Below are 13,241 nucleotides of genomic sequence, written 5' to 3' on the forward strand. Positions count from 1 at the left end.
AGCCCTCAAGGGTGTGTGTCATTGCGCACTTTTACGTTTGTTGTTTGAAAATATCGCCGAATTCAGACAAGGTTCGGCCACAGTTGATAACAATAAAAGGATGTATCGAATGCGCATTGTGTGGTTCAAAACCCTGGCCCTGACGGCTGCCATCGCGGCCAGCTCTTCGGCGTATGCCGTCACCCTGGACGGCGGCGCAGTCGCCGCACCCGATCAATACGGCGCCGAAGTGGCCGCACAAATTCTCAAAAAAGGCGGCAACGCCGTCGACGCCGCAGTAGCCACCGCCTTTACCCTGGCCGTGACCTACCCCGAAGCCGGCAATATCGGCGGTGGCGGGTTTATGACGATGTACATCGATGGCAAACCCTATTTCCTCGACTATCGCGAAACCGCCCCCAAAGCCGCCAGCCGCGATATGTACCTGGACGACAAAGGCGACATCATCGAGAACTTGAGCCTGGTCGGTTCCCGCGCTGCCGGCGTGCCGGGCACGGTGATGGGGCTGTGGGAAGCGCATCAACGCTTTGGCAAATTGCCGTGGGCCGAATTGCTGACCCCGGCCGTGGGGTATGCGAAAAACGGCTTTAAAGTGGCCGATCAGCAATTTCAGTACCGCGAAGATGCACTGGCGCTGTTCAAGGGCACTACCAATTTCGCGGACTACTTTGGCAGCATGAAGCCCGGGCAAACGTTCAAACAGCCAGAGCTGGCCGTGACCCTGGAGCGCATTGCCGACCAGGGCGCCAAGGAGTTCTACCGCGGCAAGACCGCCGACCTGCTGGTCGCGCAAATGCAGCAGGACAAGGGCTTGATCACCAAGCAAGACCTCAACGACTACAAGGTCAGCTGGCGTGAGCCGATGCGCGTGGATTTTCGTGGCAACACCCTGTACACCGCGCCGCTGCCAAGCTCGGGCGGTATTGCCCTGGCGCAGTTGATCGGTATCAAGGAGGACCGCGCAGCGGACTTCAAAGGTGTGGAGCTGAACTCTGCGCCCTATATCCACCTGCTGGCCGAAATCGAAAAACGTGTGTTCGCCGACCGTGCCGACTACCTCGGCGACCCGGCCTTCGGGAAGATGCCTGTGGCCGAGCTGACCGATCCGGCCTATATCGCCAAGCGTGCGAAAGAGGTTAACCCGAAAGCGATTTCACCGACCGCCAATGTCAAACCGGGCCTGGAATCCCATCAGACCACGCACTTTTCCATTGTCGACAAACAGGGTAACGCGGTCAGCAACACCTATACCCTGAATTGGGATTACGGCAGCGGCGTTGTAGTTAAAGGCGCGGGCTTTTTGCTGAACGATGAAATGGATGACTTCAGCTCCAAGCCCGGGGTGGCCAATGCTTTTGGTGTGGTGGGCGGCAATGCCAACGCTATCGAGCCGGGCAAGCGCATGTTGTCTTCCATGAGTCCAAGTCTGGTAACCCGCGATGGCCAGGTTACGCTGGTGCTGGGCACGCCGGGTGGCTCACGGATTTTTACCTCGATTTTCCAGGTGCTGAACAATATCTACGACTACGACCTGCCGCTGGAAAAAGCCGTAGCTGCACAGCGTGTGCATCACCAGTTGCTGCCTAAAGACACGATCTACTTCGACGCCTATGCGCCACTTACCGGCAAGGTGGCTCAGGAGCTGAAAGCGATGGGCTACACCCTGGAGGATCAGGGCTGGAACATGGGGGATATTCAGGCCATCCGGGTTAAAGGCACCGAGCTTGAAACCGCCTCCGACCCGCGTGGCCGTGGTGTGGGGATGGTGGTGAAGTAAGCCCGCAACGCACATAGACGCATCACTCTTGTGGGAGCGGGCTTGCTCGCGATGCAGACACCTCGGCCATTCTGGTTCAACGAGTTGTTGCCATCGCGAGCAAGCCCGCTCCCACAATTGCTTTTTAGCCCCTGCAATTTGTTACCATCTGTTGCCTGTAACTCCCTCAGTTTTTCCCGTCCCGAATTTTAGGTAAACCATGAAACTCTCACGTCTGCGCGCTGATGTCCTGGCCGGACTCACGACGTCCTTCGCGCTGTTGCCCGAGTGCATTGCGTTCGCGTTGGTCGCCCATCTCAACCCTTTGATGGGGCTCTATGGCGCGTTCATCATTTGCACCCTAACCGCTCTGTTTGGCGGCCGGCCGGGCATGGTGTCCGGTGCTGCCGGGTCGATGGCGGTGGTGATCGTTGCCCTAGTGGTGCAACACGGTGTGCAGTATCTGTTGGCTACGGTGCTGCTGAGCGGGTTGATCATGCTGGCGTTCGGCTTGTTCAAACTCGGCAAGCTGGTACGCATGGTGCCGCACCCGGTGATGCTGGGCTTCGTCAACGGCCTGGCAATCGTGATTGCCATGGCGCAACTGGATCACTTCAAGGATGGCGACACCTGGCTCAGCGGTATGGCGTTGTACATGATGATCGGGCTGGTGGCCGTGACCATGGCCGTCGTCTATCTGTTGCCTCGTCTGACCCGCGCCGCGCCACCTGCGCTGGTGGCCATTTTGGGCGTAGGGCTGGCGGTGTACTTGCTGGGTTTGCCAACCCGCACCCTGGGTGACATGGCGCATATCGCCGGTGGTTTGCCCAGCTTCAGCCTGCCGCAGATTCCCTGGACCCTTGAGACCCTGGGCATCATTGCGCCCTATGCGATCGTGATGGCAGTGGTGGGTTTGCTGGAAACCCTGCTGACCCTCAACCTCACCGACGAAATCACCGAAAGCCGTGGCTACCCGGACCGCGAGTGCGTGGCGCTGGGGGCGGCCAATATGGTGTCGGGGGCATTCGGCGGCATGGGCGGTTGCGCGATGATCGGCCAGACCGTGGTTAACCTCAGCTCCGGCGGGCGCGGGCGATTGTCCGGCGTGACCGCCGGTGTGATGATTTTGCTGTTTGTGTTGTTCCTGTCGCCATTTATTGAACGCATTCCGCTGGCGGCGCTGGTGGGGGTGATGTTTGTGGTGTCGCAGCAGACCTTTGCCTGGGCCTCTTTGCGAGTACTGAACAAAGTGCCGCTCAACGATGTGCTGGTGATTGTCGCGGTGACCGTGATTACCGTGTTTACCGATCTGGCGGTAGCGGTGATGTGCGGGGTGGTTATTGCTGCGCTCAATTTTGCCTGGCAGCAGGGGCGCCAGATGTATGCCGACGCGGATCTGCAGAGCGATGGCAGCAAGCTTTACCGTGTGCACGGCACGCTGTTTTTTGCCTCGACTACGACGTTTCTCAAACAGTTCGATCCGGGTAATGACCCGGCGCAGGTGACGCTCGATTGTCGTCATTTGAACCTGGTCGATTACTCGGCCATTGCGGCACTGGACACCCTGCGCGAGCGCTATCGCAAAGCGGGCAAGCATCTGCGGGTGTTGCACCTGTCCGAGCGCAGCAAGAAGCTGCTTAAGCGTGCACGGGTGGGGCACGACTGAATCGGCTATCGCCCCCGTTAACGCGGGGGTTGCCGAAGGCTGCGATTTTTACAGTGATGCGGTGCTGTCGTGGTTTTTAACAAGTCGCATGTTGAACATGCGACTTTTATTGTTTATGACCGATTAAAACTTGCGAATCATCTCTTTCGCTGTGCAGCGGGGATCGGTGCCGGTTTTATCAAATATAAAGTTGACTTCTACTGCTCCTAGACGTGATTCGTTAACGCTGGCTTTCACGAATACAGGGCGACGCACTCCATCCTGCTGAAGGTTGTCATTCGAGTAGCTCCAAGGAGACCAGGCATTCTTTGTGGCGCCCCACACCCGAAGATTTAAATTGGCACTGGTACGCGATTGTGACTCTCTAGGTGCTTTGATTGTATACCCGGTGGTGGTAGCGAAGAGCAAGTCTCCGTTTCTGACGGCCGTTACATAAGCGGTACCTGTAAAGCCATTCGCCGAGCAACTCAGGGTGTAGTCTTTGCGAGATTCAGCCAGCAGTGGAGAAGCGGTCAGTACACTGGCGATAGCAAGACCTGTCAGGAGCGCACGTTTATTTTTGATTAGCATAGTCCAGGGGACTGTTTTTAATGAGGTCCAGAGATCTTAAGTGCTGTAATCAGGGGCGGCGATGGGCGGGATTACATTTAGATGTGGGGGAAGTCGTTATAAGTTGTAGTAAGGAGTAGTTAGTGGCTGCGGTATAGGTGATGCCATTAAGCCTTGATGTTGTGGGCTTATAGTTATAACGCTGCGAGGGTGCAAACGTCATTTCCGGCTATGTTGGGGCGCCACGTTTAAATCGTCATTTATCCGGATTTAATCTTAAGGAGTTGAAGAGGGTTCAACTTCTGCAACAGAAGTTGAACCCTGAGTTGTTACACTTTGAAATGGCTCACCATTTCTTGCAGCTGGTTACCCAGGCGCGCCAATTCAACGCTGGACTTGGCCGTCTCGTCACTCGCCGCTGCGGTTTGCTCGGAAACGTCGCGCACGTTTACGATGCTGCGGCTGATCTCTTCGGCCACCGCGCTCTGTTGCTCGGCGGCAGCAGCAATTTGCTGGTTCATCGACTGAATATTCGACACCGTGCGGGTGATGCCCTGCAGCGAGGTCCCCGCGTGACGGGTCAGGGTCACGCTGCTGTCGGTCAGGGTGCGGCTGTTGTGCATCACGCTGGCCACGTGCTGGGTGCCGCTTTGCAGGGCCGCGACCAGGGTTTGAATCTCTTCGGTGGATTTTTGCGTACGCTGGGCCAGGCCACGCACTTCATCGGCCACTACGGCAAAACCGCGCCCGGCGTCACCGGCACGGGCTGCTTCGATTGCGGCGTTGAGGGCCAGCAGGTTGGTCTGCTCGGCCACGGCCTTGATCACGTCCATCACGCTGCCGATCTTGTCGCTTTCCTGTTGCAATACGGCCATGGCTTCGGTTGAACGACCCACTTCCACCGCCAGGCGCTCGATCTGGTCAATGGCCTGGTTGACCACGGTATCGCCTTCGCGGGCTTCATTGTCTGCGGCCGCGGCGGCTTGCGAGGCTTGCTCGGCATTGCGCGCCACTTCCTGCACGGTGGCGGTCATTTCATGCATGGCGGTGGCCACCTGATCAGTCTCGATCTTCTGGCTGTTGACCCCGGCGCTGGTTTGCTCGGTCACCGCGGACAGCTCTTCGGCGGCACTGGCAATCTGGCTGACGCCATCACGGATACCGCTGATCAACTCGCGCAGGGTCGTACCCATGCGCGCAATACCTTGTTGCAGCACGCCCAGTTCGTCGCGACGGGTGACGCGCAGGTTCTGGGTCAGGTCGCCACTGGCGATGCGATCGACCACGGCCAGGGTTTCACGCAGGGGCACGGTGATCTGGCGGGTGATGATCACGGCCGCGGTGATGCCAAACAGCAATACCAGCAAGGTGGTGATCAGTTGCATGCTGTTTGCCGTGGCGCTTTCGATGTCGCGGCGTTCCAGTTGAATCTTGTACAGCTCATCGCTGCGGCCAAGGATGCTGGAGCCGTATTCGGTCATGTCCTTGCGCATGGCAATGATGGTGTTGTCGGTGCTGGTGTACAGCTCCAGCGCCTGCTGGTACTGCTCCATGGTTTTGTTCAGGGTGCGCAGGGTGTCGCCGGCATTGGCGGCAAAGTGCGAGCTCAGGCGGTCTAGGCTGGCAAGGGCCGCGTCCAGTTGCTGGCGTGCGGCCTTTTCCGTGGCGGGGGTGGGCGCAGCAATATAAGCGCGCACCTGATAGCGCGAGAGCAGGAACTGTTCACGTACTTCAGACACGCTCTGGTACATGGCAAAACGGTTTTCGTCACCTGCGGGCAGTTGCAGGGCGCGGTTCAGCAACGTCGTGATGGCGTCCTGGGCCTGAGCGGCGCTGCGGTCCATGTCGGCACGGGATGCGGCGGACTCGACGTAAGCCTTGCGCATGCTCACCAGTGCACGCTCGTAGCGGCCGATGATGGCTTGTTGCTCCTTGAGCAACTTGAGGTTTTCCGGGCTCTGGAAGGTGGCAATCAGCTGACTTTGTTGCGCAGAAAACGCGTCAATGCTGGCCTGTACACTTTGTGCGGCAGTTTCGTCGCCATCGGTCAGCATGTATTGCAAACGCGTCACCCGCAGGTTGGTAAACGCGGTGTTTAAACGGGTGATGTCGCTCATCCAGTTACTGCGATCAATCATCTGGCCCAGACTGATCCAGTTGCTGACGGCCATTACGCAGGTAAGGGCCAGTACCAGGCCAAAGCCCAGGGACAGTTTCAGGTTGACGCTGATATTGCTCAGCCATCTATTCATAGAGTTCTCCAGGAACGCTGCACGCATGATCTAAGTTCGCTGGAGGGAATTATTTTTTTTGACCCAGCCGAGTGTTGTGTTGGAGGGGTATCGGCTGCATTCGCCAGAGCTGAAACGTTTTGTTGGGCGCCAGTTCACATAACAACCTATCCATTTGAGTAGCGTGCCTGGATTGCGCTTTTACGCTTTTTTTCACATCCGTTTCACCTGCCTCTGACCTCCCTTTTTTTAGCCTATGTTCAGCTAATAGAGACCTGCTTTATGCAAGTCTGTTTATACCGCCGGGCCGCGAAACGACCCGTTGTCATATTCGCGCTATAGGGTGTCGGTCAGTGATATCACTGGCTGGCGCAGAGGGCATAAGCATCGTGACGTTGAGTCTTGATCAGACCGGAATTAACCGTACGCTGTTGCGTCGTGCTCTGGCCCGTTACAAAAATGTGCTGGTGGTGATCGTGGCAAGTGCGCTTGCCGTTGCGCTGACATTGAGGCTGCTGGCCCCTGCGGCCCCGCCTGATCTGGCGCAGCCCAGCCATGCCGATCGTGTGTTGTTGCTCACCGACAGCTGGGCCAAGGGTGATGTGATTGCGCTGGTTCGACACGGCGAGCGTTGCGACCGTTCCTCGGCCCAGTGCCTGGGCCCCATGGACGGCGTGACGGTGCGCGGTGAAGCAGCAGTTCAGGCGCTGGGCGCAGACTTCAGGCAGTTGGGGCTCAGCCATACTGATATTCACAGCAGCCTGCTGACCCGAGCCCGACAAACCGCCGATGCCATGTTTGCCCGCCCGGTAGAGGCGCAGGACTGGCTGTTCAACTGCCGCGGCAGCATGCTGCGTGATGCTCTCAAGCACAAAGTGGCGGGCCACAACCTGATTCTGGTGAGCCACAGCGAATGCATGGACCAACTGTTGATGGACATGAACCTGTCAACCAGCACCACGTTTGGCTATGGCGCTTCGTTGTTTATCAAGACCGATGGCGCGAACGAGGATCCGCAGATGCTGGGCTATATCGAGCCCAAAGACTGGAAAAATATCGTGCCGGTGGTCACCCCGAACAACCGTCACGGGTTTGAAGCCTCGCAGTTCTAATCGTGGGCGCGAGCAGGCTCGCGCCCATAGAGTCAACCCATCCCCCTCAATTGTGCTTGAACAAACGATCCCAGTTCTGTTCTGCCGGCAATGGCAGGTCGCTGAGTTCGCGGGCCACCACGTTTTCGATATCGTTGGCGCTGAGCACTTTTTCGTCGAGCCATGGCCAGGTCGCATCCGCATCGCGGAAGTTGAGCTGGTTGTTCAATTGCTGGCACGCCTGGGCGAGCAAGTGCATCAGCGCCCACAGGCTGGTGATGTAGGGCTTTTGTTGCTCGGGGATGCGGTTGAGCAGGGCGGCCACGTCAGGCAGGTTCGCACCGGGTGACAGGTTGCTGCGCAGGTTCCATAGAATCGCGCCGTTGTTCGACACCTCCTGATTGGCCAATGCCGGGTCGGTGCTGACCTCGACATTGAGTTTCACATGCTGCTGCTCTAGCTGATCGATCAGATAGTTGGCCAGATCGGATTTGCGCAAGAAGGCGGTGGCCGTATTGAAGGCCAGGTGAGCGTCGTAGTCGCTCAATGTTTTGCTGGATATACCGATGGTCATGGCGGGCTCCTTGGTCGGGAATTGTCCAAGGAGCGTAGTCAATGTGCCGTGATCGGCCACGGTATCTGCGGTTGCGTTGCCCGGGATCAAGTTTATGGGGCTGAAGCGGCCAGGCTGACAAGGTAGAAGTGGTGCCGGCCGACGCTGAGCTTGTCGAGAGTCTTGAGGGCCATGCCCGGTATCTCGGGGTTTTCTACCAGGGCGATATTGTCGGGGGATGCGCTGAGGAATGCCTGCAACTCTTCTGTTGAACTGAGGGTGTGCTGCAACTGCTGGCTGTAGAACACCACGGCGCCGAGACGTTCGTCGGGCCGCAGCAGTGCGACCTGCTTGCCGCTGGCCTGCAGGCTCATGACCTCAGCGGCGAGGGGCTGGAAAGACTGTTCCTTGTCGGCCAGCGGTGCCCGATGGGCCGCCAGCAGGTAGGCGCCCACCAGAGCGGCCAGCAGCGCGATGGCAAGCGGGCGATGGTTGTCGCTGAAGAATTTGGCCACGGTCGAGTGCGCGCTTTTTTGGTACAGCCAGCCCAGCAGCACCCGGGCGTACTCGGCGGCAATCACTGCAGCCGCAGGGGCCATCGACATCATGTACACCGCCCGCTTGCTGGAGGCGAGGTTGAGCAGCACAAATTGCGCGACCAGCCATACACAGAAAAACAACAGGAAGGGGTTGCTGCGCAGTTGTTTGCGAAAGTGCCACAGACCCAGATAGGTCAGCAGGTTCCACGGCAGGAAGGCTTCGGGCAGTTTTCGCAGGTAGTAGTAAAAGGGTTCGTAATGCCCGGCCTCGACAAAGGAACCGCTAAAACGGCCAACGCTGTTGGTCAGCAGCAGTTCGCTGACTAACGGCATGCCGCCGCGCTGATAGAGCATGCACAGCCAGACCGTCAGCGGGATCAGCCCCAATAGGGTCAGCAGGGCAGGGCGTAGCCAGTTGCGCGGCTTGAAGCGTTTTTCCAGCAGGCTTTCACACACCAGATAGACAAAAATCACCACGCCCGGCAGTGCCAGGCCCAGTACGCCTTTGCTCAAGGTGGCAATGGCGATGCCGGTCGCGAATAACAGCCAGCTGCCCCGTGCAAAACCGGGCTGGCGGTTGGCATGAAAAAACGCCAGCAAGGCCATGGTTACGCCCAGGGTGAGCAAGGCATCTTCGCCCACCTGGCGGGTGTTGCCCCAAAATATGCCCATGGTTGCCAGCATGGCGGCGGCTGTCCAGGCCAGTGCTGTGGGGCGGCCCAGCTTGCGCAGCATTGCATAGAGCAGCAACACGCAAAATAGACCGGCAAAGGCCGAAGCCAGGCGTACGGCGAACAGTTCGCCGCCGAATACGCGAATGGCTCCTGCATCCAGCCAGAGGCTCAGGGGTGGTTTTTCCAGGAAGGGGGCATTGAGCAAATTGGGCGTTACCCAATCGTCGCTCAGGTGCATCTGCATGGCTATGCCTGCCACGCGGGACTCTGTCGAGCCCTGCAATTGGTGATTCCCCAGCGCAAAAAAGAACAGCACGCAACCGAGAAGCAGTAACAGCAGGGCAGGACGAGTCAGACGCATTGGGCTACCAGGCAGCAATCGAATGGAGTACTGCACTGGAGTATAGGAGGGCAAACCTTAAAGCTTTGTGAAAGCTACATAAACGCTTGTGTCAGAACGTTGCCTTGATCTGCAGCCCCGCGACCAGCGCATTGCTGCGCTTGGCGCCGTAGAAAGCCCCTGGTTCGATGATGTATTGCAGGTCCGGGCGCAACAGCAGCCACGGCGTGACTTGCGCGCCGTAGTTGAGCTCCAGCAACTGCTCGCCGCTGTCCAGGCTGGCGATCATGTCCGCCTGTTCCGGGCTGCTGGCTGCCGCTTCCTGCACGTCGCGGGAGCGCGAGTTGAATACGGCGCGGCCGTAGGCAAAGGCGATGCTGTCTTTGGGGCGGCTGGCAAACGGCTTTTGTTTGACCAGGCCTACCGAGTACCAGTGGCGCATAGGCGAGGTCGCGGCATTGCTGCTGGATGCCTGGCCAAAGGCGCGCAATACGCTTTCGGGGTCTTGCTCATCACGCCAGATGGCCTGGTCGACCAGCACATAGGCGCCGGTGCGGTTGTTGGCTTTTTGCGTGCTGCCAATCTTGCGGGTATTGGAGGTGTCGTAGTACCAGCCCACTTTGTATTGGCCATTGAGCCAGGCGTTGTTGGTGAAGATCGCTTCCAGCGGCATGATCGCTCCGGTAGTGCCTTTGGTGGTCATGCTGAAGGCTTCGGAGGAGCGACTGTTGTATTCGGGGTTGACCTGGAACACGGCGGTTTGCAGGGTCAGGGCCGGGCTGACGGTGTAGCGCAGTTCGCCGCCCCAGTGGCCGGTGGGGTAGTTGGTCCAGCCGCTGCCATTGGACTGGGTCAGCGGATGCGCGCAGAAACCGGCGTTGACGAAGCTGGTCAACAGCGGCATGCCGCCAAAATCGTTGCCCATTGGCATAAAGCCAACCTTGGTGGTCAGGTCTTCGGAAAACAGCGTGCGCTGGTAGCTGAACTCGGACAGGCGGGTGTAGTTGCCGCCGGCGTTTTCCTGGATTGGCAGGCGGTTGCCTACGAGGTCTTCGGAGGCGCTGTGACCGCGACGATCATTGACGGTGATTTGCACCAGGCCAGCATCGGCGCTACCCAGTATTTTGCTCAGGTCGAACTGGGCACCGATACGCACTTGTTGCGAGTAACGGGTGCCGTGCTTGATCCCGCCATGCAAGTTGGAGAAGGTTTCGGAGTTGTAATCACCGGTCAGCTTGATGCCCTTGTCGATCAGCTTTTGGCGCTCGCCGCCCCAGTCGCCGGTCAGGGTCGAACGGTTCATCAGGTTGTCGGTGGTGTCGGCCAGTACGCAGGCAGGCGTCAAGGCCAGCAATGACAAGCCGCCGCACAGGCTGGTGTTCAGCAGGGCGCGGGAAGAGAAAAACATCTACAGAAGCTCCTTTATATGAAGTGTCGGCGACGGGGCGCGACACGATGCCGCACATTATGAACTATTTAGTTAATTAATTTCATATTTGGTTACACGACCTCCCTCTAATGACTAAGGGCGTTGGTAGCGGCCATCCGCTAGACTCCCGCGTTTATCCGTACCAAGGGATGTTCATGATCTGGTTTCTTGAAGGGCAATCGAGCCAACGCGATGTGATTGCAGGTGCCCGGGCGGCGCTGCCGGACACCGTGCAAATTTTCGCCTCGCACCGCCAAAATCGCCCTGAAATCACCGGATTGGCGGATGTCGCCTGGCGGGAGCCGCAAGACAATCAGGAGCGCATCGGCTGGGTGATCGAGCAGGCCCGCGCCCGGCAGATCAAGGTGGTGCTGGCCGGGCGTGTGGGTCAGGTATATGAAGCGCACCGCGCCGAGTTCGAAGCAGCCGGGTTGCAATTGATTACCGGGGCGCTGGACCTGGAAACCTTTGAGCGGGTTGACGACAAGTCGACGTTTACCCGTGAGGCCTTGGCGGCCGGGCTGGCGTGCATACCGGCGATGACGGTGAGCACCCAGGCTGAACTGGAGACGGCTTACGCCCAGTTGGCCCGCGACGGCCAGGTGTGTGTAAAACCGACGCGCGGTATTTACGGCCAGGGCTTTTGGCGTTTGGCCGATAACGTGGACCCGTTTCGCAGTTTTGCCAATGCCGACGCCCATGAAGTCAATGCGGCGGTGTTTGCCCAGGCCTACGGTCAATCGGATGCGCCCCAACCGTTGCTGGTGATGCCTTATATGCCCGGCAGCGAATGCTCGGTGGACATGGTCTGTGAGGCGGGCGAGGCCGTGGCCTATGTGGGGCGGCGCAAGCAGGGCCTGATGCAGACATTCGAGCGCGACGGTGCGGCGGTCGAACTGGCGATCAAGGCGGCGCGGCACTTCAAGTGCGACGGTATCGTCAATGTGCAGACCCGGGATGATGCCGCAGGCCAGCCGCATTTGCTGGAGATCAACCTGCGCTATTCTGGCGGTATCGGCTACACCCGCGAAGCCGGAGTCAACCTGCCGGGTATCTTTGCCGCACGCCGCCTGGGCCTGCCCGTGCCAGCCAGTACATGGCGCGAGAATGTGCAGGTCAAGGCAATCACGGTGGTGGTTCCGGTTCGCGGAGAAGAGCTGTTAAGGTGATCAGCTCTTGTTTGTCGCGGGCACAGGGGAGTCACAAGCGATGATATTGATGCCGGGCGCCAATGCGGCCCTTGAATCTGTGCGTTGTGAGATGAGCCTGACCTGCTCGCGAGCGGGCGCATTGGGTGACTATGCGGGGCTGGCGTTGCTGGCCGTGGATGGCAAGCGCCAACCCGTCGGGGAGCCTGCGCTGATACACGCCCCGCAACCCTGGCTGGCATGGCATGACACCGCCGGCCTGGCACGCTTCAGCCTGGTGCTGGAACAATTGCCTGCAGATTGTGAGCGTGTATTGCTGGTGCTCTATGTGTTCGGCGCGCTGGGTCCGTTACGTGAACTCGGCCAGTTCCGGCTCAAGGTCGGAGAGCAGATCGAGCACAGTCTGGCACTGGATGAGTTCGGTGATGGCGCAATGGTCATTGCCGAGGTGTACCGACGCAGCGATCAATGGAAAATCCGCGCACTCGCCGAAGCGTCCGCCTACGGCTTGAGCGCGTTTGCCCGACGCCTGGGGCTGGCTCTGGATGATCGTCATCCGCAACGCATGAGACCTGAGGCATCAGACGACAGCGTTGCGCGCCAAGGGGCTACAGGTACTGGTTTTGCCGTAAGCACCCAGCATATTTTGACCTGTGCCCATGTCATTGAAGGCCTCGAGCAATTGTCGATTACGTCCTTTGAGGGTCGATACAAGGCGGAGTCTGTGGTGGTCGATCGCAAGAACGACCTCGCTTTGCTGCGGGTCATTGGTGCCCCCCCTTTGAACCCGGTGACTTTTCGTGAGGGCGTGGGCTGTGAGCTGGGCGAAAGTGTCGTCACCCTGGGGTTTCCGCTCGCCGGGCTGGCAGGCGGTGGCGTGCAAGTTTCCCAAGGTGTGGTTTCGGGCCTGTTTGGCCTTCGCGACGATGCCAGCCTGATGCAGTTCACCGCACCGATTCAGCCCGGCTCCAGCGGAAGCCCGGTGTTTGACCCGCAAGGATTGGTCAGTGGCCTGGTGACCTCGAGCATGGCGGATGCGCAGAACATGAACTTTGCTGTCAAGTCGGCACTGGTACTGGCGTTCCTTGAGGCAGCCCGTGTACCGGCCCGGCGCGGGTGCAGTGAACGTTCGTTGAGCACGCCGGAGTTGGTACGCGCTTCGCAGGCTGGACTGTGGCGGATTGACGCCAGCCATCTTCAGTAACCATTTTTTACTTGTCTTAACCCCCCGTCTCCCTAATCGTCCCCCATTTTTTCAGTATGTT

10 protein-coding genes and 1 pseudogene are annotated in these 13,241 nt (G+C 58.9%); 5 read left to right on the forward strand and 6 right to left on the reverse strand.

Translation table 11 applies throughout. The annotated features are described in order from the left end of the window. Nucleotides 1–109: 109 nt before the first annotated feature. Nucleotides 110–1,777 carry a gamma-glutamyltransferase gene (gene ggt, locus QN377_RS13325; protein ID WP_095018717.1) on the forward strand — a complete coding sequence of 556 codons (1,668 nt, stop codon included), beginning with the start codon at nucleotides 110–112 and terminating at the stop codon, nucleotides 1,775–1,777. Between the two features lie 199 nt (nucleotides 1,778–1,976). Further along, a complete protein-coding gene (locus QN377_RS13330; protein WP_095018718.1) occupies nucleotides 1,977–3,422 on the forward strand; it encodes a SulP family inorganic anion transporter in 1,446 nt (481 codons plus the stop codon). A 123-nt stretch (nucleotides 3,423–3,545) separates the two neighbouring features. On the opposite strand, the gene QN377_RS13335 is transcribed toward QN377_RS13330, so the two are convergent. From QN377_RS13335 to QN377_RS22885, 3 genes and pseudogenes are all read right to left on the reverse strand, one after another. Beyond that, nucleotides 3,546–3,992, reverse strand: coding sequence for a hypothetical protein (locus tag QN377_RS13335; RefSeq protein WP_141232290.1), 447 nt, complete (start codon nucleotides 3,990–3,992; stop codon nucleotides 3,546–3,548). A gap of 308 nt (nucleotides 3,993–4,300) precedes the next feature. Then, nucleotides 4,301–5,164 (reverse strand): methyl-accepting chemotaxis protein, encoded by an 864-nt coding sequence (locus QN377_RS22880; protein WP_370824284.1) that lies wholly within the window; start codon nucleotides 5,162–5,164, stop codon nucleotides 4,301–4,303. Next, nucleotides 5,156–6,250, reverse strand: a pseudogene (locus QN377_RS22885) (methyl-accepting chemotaxis protein); the annotation flags it as partial. The pseudogene QN377_RS22885 and the gene QN377_RS22880, both read right to left, overlap by 9 nt. Nucleotides 6,251–6,591: 341 nt before the next feature. Between QN377_RS22885 and QN377_RS13345 the strand changes: the two are divergent. Beyond that, nucleotides 6,592–7,314 carry a histidine phosphatase family protein gene (locus tag QN377_RS13345; protein WP_254925892.1) on the forward strand — a complete coding sequence of 241 codons (723 nt, stop codon included), beginning with the start codon at nucleotides 6,592–6,594 and terminating at the stop codon, nucleotides 7,312–7,314. 46 nt (nucleotides 7,315–7,360) lie between these two features. On the opposite strand, the gene QN377_RS13350 is transcribed toward QN377_RS13345, so the two are convergent. The 3 genes from QN377_RS13350 to QN377_RS13360 form a co-directional block, all read right to left on the reverse strand. Next, a complete protein-coding gene (locus tag QN377_RS13350) occupies nucleotides 7,361–7,867 on the reverse strand; it encodes a hypothetical protein (RefSeq protein WP_095018720.1) in 507 nt (168 codons plus the stop codon). Nucleotides 7,868–7,959: 92 nt separating this feature from the next. After that, on the reverse strand, nucleotides 7,960–9,420 hold the full coding sequence (locus QN377_RS13355) for an ArnT family glycosyltransferase (RefSeq protein ID WP_095002477.1): 1,461 nt from the start codon (nucleotides 9,418–9,420) through the stop codon (nucleotides 7,960–7,962). A 91-nt stretch (nucleotides 9,421–9,511) separates the two neighbouring features. Further along, complete coding sequence (locus QN377_RS13360; protein WP_095002478.1) at nucleotides 9,512–10,807, reverse strand: carbohydrate porin; 1,296 nt, start codon at nucleotides 10,805–10,807, stop codon at nucleotides 9,512–9,514. 176 nt (nucleotides 10,808–10,983) lie between these two features. Here QN377_RS13360 and QN377_RS13365 point away from each other — a divergent pair, with 176 nt between their 5' ends. After that, nucleotides 10,984–11,997, forward strand: a complete 1,014-nt coding sequence (locus QN377_RS13365; RefSeq protein WP_095025646.1) for an ATP-grasp domain-containing protein — start codon at nucleotides 10,984–10,986, stop codon at nucleotides 11,995–11,997. Nucleotides 11,998–12,037: 40 nt separating this feature from the next. Next, nucleotides 12,038–13,180 (forward strand): trypsin-like peptidase domain-containing protein, encoded by a 1,143-nt coding sequence (locus QN377_RS13370; protein WP_138738824.1) that lies wholly within the window; start codon nucleotides 12,038–12,040, stop codon nucleotides 13,178–13,180. The last annotated feature ends 61 nt before the right edge of the window (nucleotides 13,181–13,241 follow it).

Source organism: Pseudomonas sp. CCC4.1 (assembly GCF_035019225.1).
Taxonomy (GTDB): Bacteria; Pseudomonadota; Gammaproteobacteria; order Pseudomonadales; family Pseudomonadaceae; genus Aquipseudomonas; species Aquipseudomonas bubulae.